Source organism: Comamonas sediminis, assembly GCF_041107495.1.
GTDB lineage: Bacteria > Pseudomonadota > Gammaproteobacteria > Burkholderiales > Burkholderiaceae_C > Comamonas > Comamonas sediminis.
On sequence record NZ_JBGBDC010000003.1, the window covers coordinates 374,954 to 392,088 of the forward strand.

General features: G+C 59.1%; 17 protein-coding genes. 13 read left to right on the plus strand and 4 right to left on the minus strand.

Annotated features, from left to right (window positions below):
- Positions 1–78 precede the first annotated feature (78 nt).
- From AB7A72_RS09350 to AB7A72_RS09410, 13 genes are all read left to right on the plus strand, one after another.
- Entirely contained in the window at positions 79–1,857 is a 1,779-nt protein-coding gene (locus AB7A72_RS09350) for an ABC transporter ATP-binding protein (protein WP_369459726.1), read from the plus strand.
- Complete coding sequence (locus AB7A72_RS09355) at positions 1,851–3,620, plus strand: ABC transporter ATP-binding protein (protein ID WP_369459727.1); 1,770 nt, start codon at positions 1,851–1,853, stop codon at positions 3,618–3,620. Before AB7A72_RS09350 ends, AB7A72_RS09355 begins: the two co-directional genes overlap by 7 nt.
- On the plus strand, positions 3,620–4,570 hold the full coding sequence (locus tag AB7A72_RS09360) for an ABC transporter permease (protein ID WP_369459728.1): 951 nt from the start codon (positions 3,620–3,622) through the stop codon (positions 4,568–4,570). Before AB7A72_RS09355 ends, AB7A72_RS09360 begins: the two co-directional genes overlap by 1 nt.
- Complete coding sequence (locus AB7A72_RS09365; RefSeq protein ID WP_369459729.1) at positions 4,567–5,535, plus strand: iron chelate uptake ABC transporter family permease subunit; 969 nt, start codon at positions 4,567–4,569, stop codon at positions 5,533–5,535. The genes AB7A72_RS09360 and AB7A72_RS09365 overlap by 4 nt, the downstream gene beginning before the upstream one ends.
- On the plus strand, positions 5,532–6,293 hold the full coding sequence (locus AB7A72_RS09370; RefSeq protein WP_369459730.1) for an iron ABC transporter ATP-binding protein: 762 nt from the start codon (positions 5,532–5,534) through the stop codon (positions 6,291–6,293). The genes AB7A72_RS09365 and AB7A72_RS09370 overlap by 4 nt, the downstream gene beginning before the upstream one ends.
- Positions 6,294–6,305: 12 nt before the next feature.
- Positions 6,306–7,334 carry a siderophore ABC transporter substrate-binding protein gene (locus AB7A72_RS09375; RefSeq protein WP_369459731.1) on the plus strand — a complete coding sequence of 343 codons (1,029 nt, stop codon included), beginning with the start codon at positions 6,306–6,308 and terminating at the stop codon, positions 7,332–7,334.
- 187 nt (positions 7,335–7,521) lie between these two features.
- Positions 7,522–9,792: a TonB-dependent receptor gene (locus AB7A72_RS09380; protein WP_369459732.1), complete on the plus strand. Its 2,271-nt coding sequence runs from the start codon at positions 7,522–7,524 to the stop codon at positions 9,790–9,792.
- 659 nt (positions 9,793–10,451) lie between these two features.
- The gene (locus tag AB7A72_RS09385; RefSeq protein ID WP_369459733.1) at positions 10,452–11,027 is read left to right on the plus strand and encodes a hypothetical protein; all 576 of its coding nucleotides are present in this window, start codon (positions 10,452–10,454) and stop codon (positions 11,025–11,027) included.
- 80 nt (positions 11,028–11,107) lie between these two features.
- Positions 11,108–11,470 carry an ankyrin repeat domain-containing protein gene (locus tag AB7A72_RS09390; protein WP_369459734.1) on the plus strand — a complete coding sequence of 121 codons (363 nt, stop codon included), beginning with the start codon at positions 11,108–11,110 and terminating at the stop codon, positions 11,468–11,470.
- A gap of 81 nt (positions 11,471–11,551) precedes the next feature.
- The gene (locus AB7A72_RS09395) at positions 11,552–11,875 is read left to right on the plus strand and encodes a hypothetical protein (protein WP_369459735.1); all 324 of its coding nucleotides are present in this window, start codon (positions 11,552–11,554) and stop codon (positions 11,873–11,875) included.
- Positions 11,876–12,167: 292 nt separating this feature from the next.
- Positions 12,168–12,545, plus strand: coding sequence for an ankyrin repeat domain-containing protein (locus tag AB7A72_RS09400; protein WP_369459736.1), 378 nt, complete (start codon positions 12,168–12,170; stop codon positions 12,543–12,545).
- Between the two features lie 132 nt (positions 12,546–12,677).
- Positions 12,678–12,986, plus strand: coding sequence for a hypothetical protein (locus tag AB7A72_RS09405; protein WP_369459737.1), 309 nt, complete (start codon positions 12,678–12,680; stop codon positions 12,984–12,986).
- 52 nt (positions 12,987–13,038) lie between these two features.
- A complete protein-coding gene (locus tag AB7A72_RS09410) occupies positions 13,039–13,323 on the plus strand; it encodes a helix-turn-helix domain-containing protein (protein ID WP_369459738.1) in 285 nt (94 codons plus the stop codon).
- Between the two features lie 303 nt (positions 13,324–13,626).
- Here the strand turns inward: AB7A72_RS09410 and AB7A72_RS09415 are convergent, their stop codons facing one another.
- The 4 genes from AB7A72_RS09415 to AB7A72_RS09430 form a co-directional block, all read right to left on the minus strand.
- Positions 13,627–14,283 (minus strand): hypothetical protein, encoded by a 657-nt coding sequence (locus AB7A72_RS09415; RefSeq protein ID WP_369459739.1) that lies wholly within the window; start codon positions 14,281–14,283, stop codon positions 13,627–13,629.
- Positions 14,284–14,333: 50 nt separating this feature from the next.
- Positions 14,334–15,038 (minus strand): hypothetical protein, encoded by a 705-nt coding sequence (locus tag AB7A72_RS09420; protein ID WP_369459740.1) that lies wholly within the window; start codon positions 15,036–15,038, stop codon positions 14,334–14,336.
- 468 nt (positions 15,039–15,506) lie between these two features.
- On the minus strand, positions 15,507–16,445 hold the full coding sequence (locus AB7A72_RS09425; RefSeq protein WP_239812771.1) for a ZIP family metal transporter: 939 nt from the start codon (positions 16,443–16,445) through the stop codon (positions 15,507–15,509).
- Between the two features lie 60 nt (positions 16,446–16,505).
- On the minus strand, positions 16,506–17,132 hold the full coding sequence (locus AB7A72_RS09430) for a superoxide dismutase (RefSeq protein WP_369459741.1): 627 nt from the start codon (positions 17,130–17,132) through the stop codon (positions 16,506–16,508).
- Positions 17,133–17,135: the final 3 nt, after the last annotated feature.

The following is a 17,135-nucleotide window of genomic DNA, read 5'->3' on the forward strand; positions in this document are numbered from 1 at the left end:
AATCACGCAGTGCCCGCGCCTTGATGGCAGCGGCGCATGCACGGGGCGTTGCTATGTTTCTCTCCAGGTCTTGCTCCCATGCATGCTCATGACGCGGCCGCTGCCGCAGCCCCAGGGCCCGGCCCCATCCGCCGGGTGCTCCACCCGATTCGCGCGCGTTTGGCGCTGGCCGCGCTGCTGTCAGGCCTGGGGGCCATGCTCAGCCTAGTGCCGCTGGCGGCGATGGTGCGTATCGCGCAGCTCGCGTTGGCTGAGCCCGCAGATACCGCTGGCATCTGGGCTTTGTTGTGGCCAGCGCTGGGCAGCTTGTTTACTGCCGCTTTGCTGATGCTGGCGGGCGAGGTGCTGGCCCATATGGCAGACAACCGGCTCACCCATGGCCTGCGCAAGGCCGCCGTGCTGCGGCTGGGCCAGGTGCCGCTGGGCTGGTTCAGCAGCCGCTCGTCGGGCGAGGTCAAGCAGGTGCTGCAAGACGACATCGCCACCTTGCACAGCCTGAGCGCGCATTTCTACACCTCGGTGGCACGCGCAGGCGGCGCGATTGTGGTCGCAGTGGCCTATCTGCTGGCGCAGGACTGGCGCATGGCCTTGATCGCGTTGTTGCCGTTCCCCGGCTATGTCTGGTTTCTGCGCCGCGCGCTGCAGTCCAGTGGCGCGCAAATGGGCGTGTTCGCCGGCCATATGGGCCGCATCCAATCGGCGGCCGTGGCCTTTGTCGCCGGCATGCCGGTCATTAAGGCCTATGGCAACAGCGGCCAAGGCCAGGCCAGCTACCAGGGCGCGGTCGATGCGTTTGCGCAGGCGTTCAGAGATTTTGTGCGCCCCCTCGTCGGCGCGATGGCCCATGCCCATGGCATGGCCGCCCCGGTCACCGTGCTGGGCTTTGTGCTGGCGGGGGGCTGCCTGCTGGGCAGCCTGGGTGCGCTGGCGCCGCTGGATCTGCTGCCCTTTGTGCTGGTCGCCCCCGGCATCTGCGCGCCGGTGCTGCTGCTGCACACCTTGCTGCATGACCTGCAGGGCGCCACCGCTGCAGCGGAGCGTGTATTGACATTGCTCGACATCCGTGTGTTGCCACAACCCGCACCCAACGAGCAGCAGCAACCGCTAAACAACGGCATTAATTTTGAGCAGGTGGGCTATGCCTATGCGCCGGGCCAGCAGGTGCTGGCGGGCATCAGCTTCGAGCTGGCGCCGGGCACGGTTACGGCCATCGTTGGCCCCTCGGGCGCCGGCAAAACCACTATCGCGCGTTTGCTGCTGCGCTTTTTTGATCCGACCGAAGGCCGCATCACGCTGGGCGGCGCCGATCTGCGCGCCATCGGCAGCGCCGAGCTTTACCAGCGCATCGGCTTTGTGCTGCAGGATGTGCGCCTGATCCATGCCAGCCTGCGCGACAACATTGCGCTGGGCCGGCCCGGTGCCAGCCAGGCCGAGGTGGAAGCCGCCGCACGCGCTGCAGATGTGCATGACTGCATAGCAGCGCTGCCACGCGGCTATGACGCGGTGCTGGGCGAGGACGCACAGCTCTCCGGTGGCGAGCGCCAACGCATCAGCATAGCCCGCGCCGTGCTGATGGATGCGCCCATCCTGGTGCTGGACGAGGCCACCGCCGCTGCGGATGCCGACAGCGAGGCCGCTATTCAGCACGCGCTGTCGCGCTTTGCGCAAGGCCGCACGGTGCTGGTGATTGCCCACCGGCTGGACACCGTCATGCAGGCCGACCAGATCCTCGTGATTGACGAAGGGCGCCTGGTGGAGCAGGGTCGCCATGCCGATCTACTGGCCCAGGATGGGCGCTACGCCCGCCTGTGGCGAGAAGGTGGCTATGCCGCTGCGCAGGAGACCAATCGATGCTGAAAACCTTGAACCTGCTGCTGGGCGAGCAAGCCCCTTTGCTGCGCCGTTACGCCTGGATGGCGGCGCTGTATGGCGTGCTCTGCGGCCTTTGCACTGCGTTGCTGCTGCCGCTGATGGCGCAACTGTTGCAAGCCCAGTGGCGCGGCGCTGGCGCCTGGCTGCTGGCCTTGTTGGCCGCCGTGGTGCTGGCCTGGTGGTGGCGCGGCCGGGTGGAGCAGGCCGGGGTGGGTGTAGGCGTGGCGGTATTGCAAACCGGCCGCCACCGGCTGGGCGCCCATGTGGCGCGCTTGCCGATGGGCTGGTTCAACGCGCAGAACACCGCCAAGGTCAGCCACCTGGTCACCCAGGGGATGATGGCCGTGGCGCAGCTGCCCGCCCATGTGTTCACCCCCGTCATCAGCGGCGTGGTGGCGCCCCTGGTGGTGCTGGCGCTGCTGTTTGTGCAGGACTGGCGCCTGGGCCTGGTGGGGCTGCTGGCCTTGCCCTTGCTGCTGGGCGTGCTGCTGTTGACCGCCCGCATGGGCCGCTGGGCCGATGCCGCGTTTCAGCGCGACTTTGCCCAGACCGGCCAGCGCATGGTGGAGTTTGCGCAGGCCCAGTCGGTATTGCGCGCTTTCCAGGGCGGCGGCCAGAGCACCCGCTTTGTCGCGCAGGCGATCGACCAGCAGCGCCAGTCAGCCGGGCACTTGATTGCGGTGTCGGCGTTGTCGTCGGTGCTCAATGTCTGGGCCGTGCAAGCGGTGTTTGCGGCCTTGCTGGTTGCGGTCGTCATCGGCATTGATCAGCACAGCGCCCAGGTCCTGGCGCCTGGCCAGGTCATCGGCACCGTGCTGTCCATGCTGCTGATCAGCCGCTTTGTCGAGCCGCTGCTGGAGCTGGTCGGCTATGCCGAGGCACTGCGCACGGCGCGCGGCCAGCTCGATGCGATGGATGCACTTTTTGCGCAGCAACCCCTGCCGCAGCCGCAGCAGCCGCCGCACCCCCAACTGCCGCGCGATGCATCGATCACCCTGCGCGATGTGCATTTCTCCTATGGCGCAGGCCAGCCCGCCGTGCTGCGCGGCATCAACCTGCATGTGCCGCCTGGCAGCATGACGGCCTTGGTGGGGGCATCGGGCTCCGGCAAAAGCACCCTGGTGCGGCTGATGGCGCGCTTTTGGGATGTGGACCAGGGCGGCGTATTGATTGGCGGCAGCGATGTGCGGCAGATGGACGAGGCACAGCTGGCCGCGCAGATCAGCCAGATCTTTCAGGACAGCTATTTGTTTGCCGGCAGCATCGCCGACAACATCCGCATCGGCCGGCCTGGTGCCAGTGATGCCGAACTGTGGGAGGCTGCGCGCCAGGCAGGGGTGGACAGCATCGCCCAGCGCCTGCCCGGCGGCTTGGACAGCCCCGTGGGCGAGGGCGGCGCCCAGCTCTCGGGTGGCGAACGCCAACGCATTGCGATTGCGCGCGCGCTGATCAAGGACGCGCCTATCCTGCTGGTGGACGAGGCCACGGCCGCGCTCGATACCGAGAACCAGGCGCTGATTGCCCAGACCCTGGAGCGGCTGCGCGGCCAGCGCACCGTGGTGGTGATCGCGCACCAGCTGTCGACCATTGCGATGGCCGACCAGGTGCTGGTGCTGGAGGGCGGCCAGGTGGTGGAGCAGGGCACACCTGCGCAGCTGGCGGCGCGTGCGGGCCGCTATGCGCAGTGGTTGGCCCAGCGCGCGCAGGCCCAAGGCTGGCGCATGGCGGCAGGCGGGGAGCCGGTGTGATGCGGCTGCGCTGGTGGTTGGGGTTTGCGCTGCTGTGCCTGGCGTCCTTGTTGGTGGGGGCGCGCCAGATCGCCTGGCCGCAGCTCTGGGCCTTCTCGGGCGGTTCCGGTGATGCCTGGCTCACGTTGACAGCCAGCCGGCTGCCGCGCCTGGCCGCGCTGGTGTTGACCGGCGCAGGCCTGGCCGTCTGCGGCGTGATCCTGCAGCACATTGTGCGCAACAAATTCGTGGAGCCTGGTACTTCGGGCGGGCTCGATGCCGCCAAGCTCGGCATCCTGATCGCGATGACCCTGGTGCCGTCTGCCGGCGCCCCGGGACGTATGGCGCTGGCGCTGCTGTTCTGCTTTGCATCCAGCCTGCTCTATGTCGCCATCATCGCGCGCATCCGCTTCAAGAACACGGTCCTGGTGCCCGTGATCGGGCTGATGTATGGCAGCGTGCTCAGCGCCGTGGCCGAGTTCTATGCCTACCGCAACAACATCCTGCAAAGCATGCAGGGCTGGCTGCTGGGCGATTTTTCGCGCATCGTCCAAGGCCACTACGAGATGCTCTACATCATCCTGCCGGTGGTGGCGCTCGCCTATCTGTATGCGCAGCGTTTTACCGTGCTGGGCATGGGCGAGGAGATGGCGACTAGCCTGGGCATGGGCTATGCCGCTACCGCCACCTTGGGCCTGGTGCTGGTGGCCGTTACCGTCTCGGCCACCGTCATTGCCGTCGGCGCCATCCCCTTTGTCGGGCTGGTTGTGCCGCAGCTGGTGGCCTTGTACAAGGGGGACCATCTGGCCCGCACCCTGCCGCTGGTGGCGCTGGGCGGTGCCAGCCTGCTGCTGGTTTGCGATATCGCCGGCCGCCTGCTGATCTATCCGTTTGAGGTGCCCATTGGCCTGACGGCAGGGGCCTTGGGCGGCATGGTGTTCCTGGTGCTGATTCTGCGGGGACGGCGATGAAGCGCACGATCACGATGAAGGCCGTGAGCACCAGCCATGCGCTGTGGCTGGGCATCGCCGTGCTGGCCCTGGGCTTTGTGCTGCTTGGCTCGGGCATGGATCTGGGCTATGTCATCCCCCGGCGTTTGCTGCGCCTGGCCGCCATTGCGCTGGGTGGCATCTGCGTGGCGGTGTCGGCCATCGTGTTCCAAACCCTGATGGGCAACCGCATCCTGACCCCCGCCATCATGGGCTATGAGGCGGTGTTCTTGCTGTGGCAGGTGTTGCTGCTGCTGGTACTGGGCGCGCAGGGCATGGGCATGCTGGGCGAGAGGGGCAATTTCCTGGTGTCAGTGGCGCTGATGCTGGGCTACTCCTGGGCGCTGCAGCGCTGGCTGCTGCGCCGGGGGCAGGGCGATATCTATGTGCTGCTGCTCGTTGGTCTGGTGCTGACCATGGTGATCGGCACCTTCACCCAGTTTGTGCAGCTGCGCATCAGCCCGGGCGAGTTTGCGGTCTTCCAGGGCATGAGCTATGCATCCTTCAACCGCGCCCGGCCCGATACCCTGGCCTATGCGGCGCTGGCCGTGGGGGCGGTATGCCTGGTGCTGCACAAAACCCTGGCGGTGCTCGATGTGATGGCGCTGGGCCGCGAGCAGGCCATATCGCTGGGCGTGCCCCATGCCCGCTGTATGCGCCTCTACCTGGCCCTGGTGGCGGTGCTGGTGGCGGTGTCCACCAGCCTCATCGGGCCCACGGCCTTTATGGGCATCTTTGTGGCCAACATCGTCTATGCGCTGGCACCGCAATGGCGCCACCGCAGCACCTTGCCGATGGGCTGCGGGGTCGCCATCGCCATCTTCCTGGTAGCGCAGCTGCTGGTGGAGCATGTTTTCAACTACAAGACCACCGTCAGCATCCTGGTCAATTTGGTCTGTGGTGCTTACTTTCTGGCGCTGACGGTGCGCGGCCGAGCTCTCTCATGATCATTGTCAGCAACCTCCATAAATCCTATGGCAGCCGCGCCGTGCTGTCGGGCGTCAGCACCGCATTTCCGGCCGGGCGCATCACCTCGCTGATCGGCCCCAATGGCGCTGGCAAATCCACCTTGCTGATGATGATTGCCCGCCTGCTGGCGCCCAGCAGTGGCGAGATCCAGCTCGATGGCCGCAGCATTGCCACCATCTCGGTGGCGCACTATGCGCTGCGCATCGCCACCCTGCGCCAGTCGCCCGGTTTTCAGATGCGCTTGACGGTGGAAGAGCTGGTCGGCTTTGGCCGCTTTCCGCACCACCGGGGCACGTTGACGAGCCAAGACCAGCAAGCCGTCGATGAGGCCATCGCGTTCCTGTCGCTGGAGCCTCTGCGCCATGCCTATATCGACGAGATCAGTGGCGGCCAGCGGCAGATGGCCTTTTTGGCGATGACGATTGCCCAGCAGACCGATGTGCTGCTGCTCGACGAGCCGCTGAACAACCTGGACATGAAGCATGCCGTGCAGATCATGCGCGCGCTGCGCAGGCTTTGCGACGAGGCCGGCCGCACGGTGATTCTGGTTATCCACGACATCAACTTTGCCGCCAATTACTCGGACCACATCGTCGCGCTCAAAGGCGGAATGCTGTGCTTCAGCGGGCCCAGCGACGACGTCATCTCCGAAGCCAATCTGTCGCAGCTGTTCGAGCTGCGGTTTGACATCAGCCGCACCGCGCAGGGATGCCTGTGCAACTACTTCAAGACCTAGGAAACCTTTGCCATGCAACGCAACCGCACCTGCACCCGCAACTTTCTGCAGCCCCTGTCTACGGCCATTACCGCAGCCGCCGCTGTCACCATCGCCCTGGCCTTGAGCGGCTGCGACCGCGCATCCAGCTCGGCCGCTGATGCGCCATCGGCCAGCACTGCAGCCAGCAGCGCACCGGCCGCCGCGCCCATCACCGTGCAGCATCAGCTGGGCAGCACCGTCATCCCGCGCACCCCGCAGAGGGTGGCGGCGTTGGAGATGAACGAGGCTGATTTCCTCGACCAGCTCGGCGTGCCAATCGCCGGCATGGTCAAGGACTATGTGCCGCATTTTCTGGCCAAGTACAAAGCCGATGAGGCCGTGCAAGACCTGGGCGCCATCGTGCAACCCAACCTGGAGCGGGTGCATGCGCTCAAGCCCGACCTGATCCTGATCACCCCCTTGCAGTCCAACCACTACCAGGCGCTGAGCGAGATCGCGCCCACCATCCATTTGGATGTGGATTTCAAGGACAGCCATGTCCGGCATTTCGCGGTCGTCAACGCGCATCTGCTGACCCTGGGCCGCATCTTTGACAAAGAGGCGCTGGCCGCAGAAAAGGTGGCCGCATTGGATGCCAAGCTGGCGCAGGCCCGCCAGCGCATCGAGGGCAGCAAGGACAAGGCCTTGATCGTGCTGCACAACAACGGCGCCTTCAGCTCCTTCGGACCGCAGTCGCGCTACGGCTTTGTGTTCAGCGATCTGGGCGTCAAGCCCGCCAGCACCGATGCCGAGGGCAGCCTGCATGGCCAGCCCATCTCCAGCGAGTTCATCCAGCAGGCCAACCCCGACATCCTCTATGTGGTGGACCGCAGCGCCGTGATGGAGCGCCACGCGGTGATGACCGCCGACCAGCTGGCTAACCCCTTGTTGCGCGAAACCAAGGCCTGGAAGAGCGGCCGCGTCGTCTTTGTCGATGCCGACGCCTGGTACACCACCGGCGCCAGTCCCACGTCGCTCAGCCTGCTGATTGACGACGTGCTGCGCGGCTACCCAGGCTGATCGCTAGCCAGCCGTCAGCCAGCCACCAGACCCAGCTTCGCTTTTCCCCTCCCGTTGTAGCCAGGTTCCGACCCAGCCAAAAAACCTCCAGGCGCATTGCGCTGGGCACCGCCGTGCGCCAAGCACCGGCGCCCGCCAGCGCGCCACCCTTGCTTTTTCTGTAGTCATAACATCTAAGGAACCAGGCATGTCTCAACGCCTTCAACCCCAGCACCGTGCTGCCAGCGCCCTGCGCCGCGCACGGCCCGCCGCCCAGCATGCGGCCCCGTTTGCACTGCGCCGCAGCGCGCTCAACCCCCTCAGCCCCCAGGTGCTGCTGGGCCTGACCATTGGCGCCATGCTGGTCGCAGCGCCGCTGGCCAACGCGCAAACCAGCAGCGCGGCAGAGCCCGCAGCAGCGGCAGACAATGCCGTCACCCTGGCACCCATAACGGTGCAAGAAAAAGCCGCCCAGGTCGCAGCGCCCTACGCCGGCGGCCAGGTCACCACCGGCGGCCGCGTGGGCCTGCTGGGCGACAAGGACTTCATGGAGACGCCGTTCAGCACCATCGGCTACACCGAGAAGTACATCGAAGACCGCCAGGCGCAGAACATCACCGATGTGATTGCCGCGACCGACCCGACCGTGTTCAGCAACGGCGTATCCGGCGCCTGGGCCGAGAACTATTCGATCCGGGGCTTCTCATCCAGCTCCACCGACATGACCTTTGGCGGCCTCTACGGCATGGCGCCGTACTACCGCACCTCGCCCGAGATGTTTGAGCGCATTGAAGTGCTCAAGGGCCCATCGGCGCTGCTCAACGGCATGCCGCCGGGCGGCTCGGTGGGCGGTGCCGTCAACCTGGTGCCCAAGCGCGCCGGCAACGATCCGCTGACCCGCTTTACCACCACCTACATGTCCGATTCGCAGTTTGGCGGCCACCTGGACATGGGCCGCCGCTTTGGCGACCGCCAGCAGCTGGGTGTGCGCTTTAATGGCGTCTACCGCGATGGCGATGGCTCCATCCAGGACCAGCAAAAGAAGGTGCAGCTTGCATCCTTGGCGCTGGATTGGCGTGGCGACCGCGCCCGCCTGTCGGCCGACTTCTATGCCAGCGACGACCGGGTCAACGGCGTCAACCGGGGCATCAGTCTGTCGCCCGGCTTGCCCATCCCCAAGGTGCCCAAGAGCGATACCTTGCTGAACCCCGATTGGTCCACCGTGCGCACCAAGGACAAGGCTGCCATCCTGCGCGGCGAGTACGACCTGAACGACCAGGTCATGGCCTATGCCGCCTTTGGCATGAGCAAGACCGATTACCAGTACAACGGCGCCATGTCGGCCCTGGTGCTGAACACCGCAGGCGACTTCCGCACCACGATGGGCCAGCTGGCTTTTGATGTCAAAAAGCAGTCGGGCGAAGTCGGCATCAAGGGCCGTACCCAGACTGGCGCCGTGGGCCACCAGTGGGCCATCAATGCCACGCATTACGCGCACAAGCAAAACGACTACGGCCGCCGCAGCGTGCCCGGCGCCGACTGGACCACCAACCTCTACAACCCGGTATGGGGCCCTGCGGCCGACTTTGTCGCCCCCCACATCTCACACACCGAGGTGCGCCTGGCCAGCTATGGCATCGCCGATACCTTGTCGATGGCACAAGACCGCGTGCAGCTGACCCTCGGCGTGCGCCGCCAGCAGGTGATCAGCGACACCTACAGCATCACCTCGGGCGCGCGCACCTCGCGCTATGACGAAAGCGCCACCTCGCCCGCCGCTGCGCTGCTGGTCAAGGCCACGGACAACCTCTCGCTTTACGCCAACTACATCGAAGGCCTGAGCCAGGGCGCCACCGCACCGATGACCGCCGCCAACGCCGGTGAAGTGTTTGCGCCGTACAAGAGCAAGCAAAAGGAAATGGGCCTCAAGCTCGACCTGGGCGACTTCGCCCACACCGTCAGCCTGTTTGAGATCACCCGGCCCAGCAGCTATACGGACCCCGTCACCAACGTCTACTCGTTCGGCGGCGAGCAACGCAACCGTGGCATTGAGTGGAGCTTCTTCGGCAACGCCATGCACGGCCTGCGCCTGATGGGCGGCGTGGCCTACACCGCGCCAAAGCTGACGCAAACCGCTGGCGGCGTCAACCAAGGCAAGCTCGCCACCGGCACGCCCAAGTGGCAGGGCAAGCTGGGTGCGGAGTGGGATGTCCCCGGCGTGCAAGGCCTGGCCCTCAACGCCAACGCCACCGCCGTATCCCGCCAGTACATCAGCGCCGACAACAGCCTCTGGGCCGCCGGCCGCACCACCTACGACCTGGGCGCCCGCTACAGCACCAAGGTGGCCGACAAGCCTGTTACCCTGCGGGCGTCTGTTCTGAACGCCACCAACAAGTCCTACTGGGGCATGCCCCAGCTGTCCAGCCTGGCGCTGGGCGCGCCGCGTACGTTTGCGCTGTCGGCATCGGTGGATTTTTAATTGAGTCAGTAGCTAGCCTGCTGAAGCGCTTGCCGCTGCGGTGGGTGTGGTGAGTAGGCCCAGATTGCTGCTGCCGTTGGCAGGGGTGATCTGGGCTTTTTTGTTGGTTTGGGAGGTGTGAAGCGCTTAGATGCGGTCAACGCGAAGCACTGTACAGACGCAAAAAACATGCCCTTGGCATGTGTGTAGATAGAGATCAGGGGAGGGTGGACAGAAGGCCTGTGGAGCTTGCTTGCCAACAATAGGCAGGGCAGAGGCGCTGTCAGAGACTGGATCGCTGCGCTGCAATGGCGCTATCGAAGCCGGTGTTCATCGCAAAAAAATGCGTGGCTAGTGTGAACCATTGGCTGGCAAAAACGACTTCCGGACAGTTCCGGTAAGTCGCCCCACGATGAACCTTGGAGTAGCCGCAATTGCTACGCCATGGGTGCAGTATACGCTCAATTGAGAATCATTCGCAAATAAGCTTTGGGGTTGTGGGGGATTGGGCCTGTGGTCAGTGCATGGACTTAGGGCTGTCTGTAGATCCATGGCGGCTATTGCGGCGCAGATGGCAGTGTTGCATTTGCCAAACTATGCGTCAGCTTGGTGTAAGCACTGCTATCTCCAATGCGAGCCATGACCATAAATCACCACTTAAATTTCCTTTACCTCAATAGATGACAAAAGAGATCTTATGTTTTGACTTTAGAGTGCCACTTGGCGCGGTAGCCACGACGGATGTCAATATTTGGAAGTGTTCCGACGGGGCAGTCAAAGACTTGGATAAAAGATTTGGTGGCCTGTCTCAGCTTTTGGATTGGCATGTTGCTGTTGGTTTTTATGAAACTATCCCGATTGACTGGATCTTGAGTCCAGCTGTGGATCAATACCACATCAATGCCTACGTTGTGGATGCTGCAGATTTGAAAAATCTGATTCAAATGTATGGTGGGTTCACTCCGACGAGCGATGGGAATAATTCGCACGCAAAAGAGCATGTGTTAAGTAATTGGAGCTCTTTAGGCTTTGATATTTGTACGCCTGATCTTGCTGTGTCTGCCATTCATTCAGTTAAAGATCTAAACACGTGCTTCTCGGCGGATGCCTATAAATTCAACTCGCGCGGACTTTTGTTGAATAGAAGTGAATGTATGAAAATCATACGTAATAATAGTTTTTCATTGCATGATGGGCCAGGTTTTATTCCCGTCGAAATATTTACAAATCAAATGGAAATTGAAATACGTGATTGACTTTTTTTATTGGAATTTTAAAGATTAATTTGGTTTGGTAATTGGGTTTTCGTAAGTAATTATGAAATAAGGAGGGTGTAATGGTGGTCCCAGTTTCATTGGCGGAGTTCTTCAATACGATGCAAGAAGAGCCATGGTTTGGCAGAGCGGCTGTAGACGAATTTTCCGTTGATAGTATGGGTGGGAATATGATTGACTATGCCATCATTTATGGCAATGCAGAGATCATTAAGCACCTAATTGAGGTGGGGGTAAATGTCAACCAGCCTGGGGAGTGGGGAGATACGCCTTTGCATACAGCTATTTCCTTTGAGAAATATGATTTGGCATGTTATCTGTTAACCGCAGGAGCCGATGGCAACAAGCAAAATGAGTATGGCCTTACGGCATTTGAGTTGCTAAAGCACAAGATTTTTACTAGATCTGACTATGATGCAAAGTAGTGGGTCATTCTGTAGCTTGTTGAGAATTCAATTTTATTGATTAACTTGTGGTATAGATCATTGGGTAGTGATAAGGCATATGTGAATATTGATGATTTATTCTTTCATGATGGAATTTTTGAGAAGCTAAGTATTGAAGGCTCAGCTAAATGTGTCTTTTCACTGATAGTTTATGAAAATATTAATTCCTCCAAGAAGAATAGAGTTATTTTCACCATCAAAAATATGAAGAAGATAATTCTGGCTGGGGAATTTGATGAGGTATACATAAACTCTTTGAGTTCAACCATTCAGGATGGTCGAATTGTGGAGTCTTTTGCAGGGAAAAAAATTTCCCTGCAACTCATAGGTGGTTATTTTGAGTGTGTAGGTAATATAACTTTTGTGCTTGAATCCTTAGAATAGGTGGGAACATGCTGATGTTTTTTATGCCCGGAATTTCTTAGGTGAAGTTCTAAAGTTTCTGATGTTTGCTTGATCGCAAAAACATGAGATTTTTAGATCTAGAAAATGGAAGTCATAACTGTGTGAAGTGATACTTTTTAAATTACCACGACTGGCAAAAGTTAATATCTAAGTTGCTAATCGCTCAGAATACTGGTGAAAATTAAATGCATGTGATTCGATGGGTAGGCTTTCCTTGTTGAAGATAATGACATTATCAGATTCCTATTTTTAGTAGGGTGAGGAAAATAATATGGTGTCATTAGATGAAGTTTTTTCTGATTTTAAAGACTATGCGGGGTTTGATGAGGAATATGAGGTAAGTGTTAACTCAAAAGCGGCAGATGGGAAGACACCATTGCATTGGATGGCCGTCCTGGGTGATCATCATGGCGTTGCGCTCTTACTCACGGCCGGAGCCGGTATTAACAAATCTGATCATGAGGGTGCTACACCACTGCATGATGCAGTATTGAGTCGTCAAACTTTAGTGGTGGAAATTTTGGTATTGGCAGGTGCTGATTTAAATATTCAGAATTTTGCTGGCCTAACTCCCATGGAGTTGGCGCTCAATGATGGATTTCAACCATGTGTTGAATTTCTCACTAAATTTCTAATTAATCTGAAATGATGGTGAATATTTAATTGTTTTTGAATGTGGTTGAGCGTTAGCTAAGGAGCGTATCGCTGAGTGTGTTAATTTAATTTTATAAATTAAGAGTTGAAAATTGGGGTTTTGAATATAATTTTTTGTGAGGGTTGCATGATTAAGATTCTGATTGTTTGTTTAATTTCTTTGACTATGCTTGGATGTGTAATAACTCAGCAGTGCGTTGATTCATGTGATCCTGTAAAGCTAGATAGGCATATGGCATTGGATATTTTAAATAAATATAATAAAAGTCGTGGGCTGTCTACGGAAATATCGGAGGATAAGGTCAATGTTGATATAATGCGAGATGGATGCGGATTCGTAGTTGCATATAATTTAATCCCAGCGCAGCCAGGAGGCGATTCAACTTTTCTTCTTAATAGTAAGTTGGAAGTTGTGCATGTTTATCGTGGTGTCTGATATCGGTGTTCATCCTCACCAACTGGGCTGAGGGCTTCGTCGTTTACGCACCATGTATCGCTCCAGCCACAATCCCAACTACCAGCTCTTACTTTCCGTTCTCACTTCCACGCGTAAGCGCATGGGCGTGTCGCAAGTGGAGCTGGCACAGCGACTTGGCAATACGCAGACGTTTGTGTCCAAGTGCGAACGCGGCGAGCGGCGCATTGATGCGGTGGAATTGGTGGAGTTCGCTGAGGCGCTTGGAGTGGCACCGTTGGAGGTCGTGGCGGAATACCTCGAAAGACGGGATAGCAACCTATTCGCAGCTAGCAAGAAGACGAGAAGCCGAAGCTAAAAGGAGCATGCAAATGCCTGCTTGGTTGTGGAGGCCTGCGTGCGGGAGCGACGTGTGGAGCAAGATGGATTGATTGGGCGGTAGCAGGTGTCGACCTACTCCTACTTCTAAAAAGTGGAGATGGCGGCTCTGCTCAATGAGGTCGCTGAAAGATCTGAGCAGAGTTCTCGATTCTCGGTGGCTATGAGATATGGAACAGGCCAGCAAGACCCGATATCGGTTGAATTCACAGTCAAGAGCAGCCGGTGCACTTCAGACAAAGCGTACGCTCAACGCCGCCAAACGCGGGCGGATGCACGCTTATCATGCACCACGGTAAAACTCATCTTCGGTCAATTCGATGATTCGTTCACGGCCACCGATGTGCCACTTGAGATCGACAGCAGCTTTGAAGCGTTCATGCAACGGGGACCTTGGCATCCGGCGTAAATCACGGATGTAACTGTCAAAGTGGGCTTCAATTCCGTCTACGAATCTCTGTGGATTTATTACTGCAGATTGCAGTTTTCCTTTGGGATCCAACTCTCCAGCTTTCTTCGGCCAAGTGATAAGGAATGCTTCTGGGCGTGTTTTGCTGAAGTAGATCCCATCCCGAAATATTCCTTCATGTGCGAAACCACACCGCATGAGCTCGTATAGAGCGGATGCGAGTGCATCATGCATGAAATCTGGTCCGGTATTTCTAGCGAAAACTGCCTTGAAACCGCGAACAAAAAACTCGCGCGATCTCCCCTTGCTGTCGAGTCCTGACAAATAAATCTCAATGGCCTCCATATATGAAGTTGCCAGTGCAATCGCTGCGACCTCACCATGGCAAGTCTTCAGAAGCTCTTTTGCAGGCAGGATTAGCCAATGAAGCATTCGATCTTCAAAGACATCCACAATGTCTTTGAAGAATGGCGGTTCAAGCTTATCGTATGTAAAGTTTGGACTAATGAAGTGCAGCGTTCTATGTTGCATAACTGGTAAGGTTAGCTGGCAGTCTTGGGCAGTTCATCTTGATCGAACAATTAGGTGATGCCGCGACCAAGATGTACCTCCTGGATTGCTTGAGCGATCGCCTGCGACATCGGCGAGAACTCATAGTTGAGCGCCATTGCAACGTGTTTCGAGAAGTCCTCGAGAATCTCGATCGGTTCCCCTGTCTGCACCTGTTCCGAGCTTCTTGCAACGCGTAGTGCGGCAAAACGGTTACTGCTCAAGAAAACCGTAGCATCCTCCTCAGTCACCTGAGCATCAAGATTGTGAGCCAACCGATTGCGAATTTTGTTTAGGCGCTTGATCCCCGGCAGTATGAGCGCAATTTCGTTGTTAGATGCATCAAGCAAAGCAACCTTCTGAGCGAATGAGACCTTGGCCTCACCAAGTGCTCCCAAGCGAGGATTTGCTTTGGCAAGATATTCACCGATGTAATGCTCAACAAACAGGTGTGCTCGCAAGATACGACCTATGATTTCGACATTCTGTTTCCATCGGCCATTGGTATCTGCAAGCTCACGATCAGCCTCCGCGAAGAACTTCTGCTTGCCGCCCAAAAGCTCAATAGCCCTGCGAACGATCGCATCGTGATCATGCTCTGGAATGTTCATTAAGAAACCTAACGTAATGTATCTCGCAAAACCTGCGGGGAAAACTGTAGCATGCGGCGTGTTCTGGACATTAGTTCCTCCAGGGAGTCGTTTGCCGCTAGAGCTTGAGGTCAATGCGCTGTTCAAAAGCACATATCTAAATTTCAATTCAATCCAATAAGCAGCAATCCAGCAAACCATAGCTAACTAGGACATACGCACTGGACACTCAGACAACGCGGTTTGCACTGCAAGCCATGGGGTAGTGAATAGGCGGCAGCTTTGGAATAACGTTGGCCAACGGCTTCGGATCGGTCGCGCGTGCTCAGGCGTTGCGATATTGGACTTTTATTAGTCAAGTTATTGCCGTCTGCTTACCTCAAGCCCTTCGTGAGGAAGCCTCCGACTTCGATGCGCGATTGAATTCTAGCTGGCAGTGGCCAATAGGTCTCGAGGCAGCCATGAGCAGCAGCGTCGCAGTGTAAAGCAGCCGTCGATACCAGTCTGTTAGGCCTGCTAATACACCACGTGCAGGACCCGCGTGCATCCCAACACGTCCGTTTACCTCACCCCTCACCCCTCACCCCTCACCCCTCACCCCTCACCCCTCACCCCTCACCCCAACGCCGTATCCAACACCATCATCAAAACAAACCCCACCATCAACCCCGTAGTCGCAAAAAATTCATGCCCCTTGCGGTGCGATTCCGGGATGATTTCGTGGCTGATGACGAAGAGCATGGCGCCGGCGGCGAAGCCCAGGCCCCAGGGGAGGAGCAGGGCGGAGCTGCCGATGATGGCGGCGCCGGCAACGGCGCCCAGGGGTTCGACCAGGCCGGAGGCGATGCCCAGCAGGACGGAGAAGCCCCGGCTGTAGCCGACGGCCAGCAGCGCGGCGGCAACGACAAAGCCTTCGGGGACATCCTGGATGGAGATGCCGATAGCGAGCGCATTGGCGCGCATGCCTTCATTGCCGGCGTAGCCCACGCCAATGGCCAGGCCTTCGGGGAGATTGTGCAGGATGATCGCGAATACAAAGAGCCAGGTACGGCGCAGCTGCTGGGCGCTGGCACCTTCGCGGCCTTTGATGAAATGTTCGTGGGGCAGCAGGCGGTCCATCACCAACAGGGCCATGCCGCCCAGCAGGATGGAGGTGCCGACGACACCGCCAGCAGCCCAGGCGCTGCCGCCAAAGATATTCGAGGCGCGTGCAGCATCCAGCGCGGGGATGACCAGCGAGAACGCGCAGGCGGCCAGCATCACGCCGGCGCCAAATCCAAACAGGGTGTCCCGTGTGCGTTCAGACGGGCGTTGGGCCAGCAGCACCGGTAAAGTGCCCAGCGCAGTGGCCAGCGCGGCCATGCAGCCGCCCAGCAGTGCGTTGCGCACCGATGGCTCGTTTTTAAGGCCATCCCAGATGAGCGCGCCGAGTGCAAATACCCCCAAACCACAGATCAGCAGACCGATACGCGTTCGCAGCTTGAGCGCCGGTTTCGGCGCAGCGCTGGCGGTGCTGCGCGATGCGTCATCGCGCGGATCGGGCTGGTTGTCCATTTCCATCGGTTGGTGGCCTGGGGTCATGTGCGTGCTCGCGTGCTCAGTGGGGGAAATAACTTATTGGCCCAGCGCTGCGGCGTACTTGCGGGCAACGGTGCCCCAGTCCACCACATTGTAGAAAACGGCAATGTATTCAGGGCGGCGGTTTTGGTACTTCAGGTAGTAAGCGTGCTCCCACACATCCAGGCCCAGGATCGGGGTGTTGCCCGAGCCAATGCCCTTCATCAGTGGCGAATCCTGGTTGGCGCTGCTCTCCACCGCCAGCTTGCCTTCAGGTGTCACCGTCAGCCAGGCCCAGCCGCTGCCAAAACGGCTCAGTGCCGCCTTGGTGAAGGCATCCTTGAATGCGTCGAAGCCACCCAGATCCGCATCGATGGCCTTGGCCACATCGCCTTGGGGCAGGCCGCCGCCGCTGGGCGACATCACTTCCCAGAACAGGCTGTGGTTGGCGTGGCCGCCGCCGTTGTTGCGCACGGGCAAGCGCAGCTTCTCGGGCAGCGATTCCACCTGGGCCACCAGCGCTTCGATGGGCAGGTTGGCGAACTCGGTGCCTTCAACCGCCGCATTGAGGTTGTTCACATAGGTCTGGTGGTGCTTGCTGTAGTGGATCTCCATCGTCTGGGCGTCAATATTGGGCTCCAGGGCATCGTAGGCATAGGCCAGCTTGGGGAGGGTATAGGGCATATC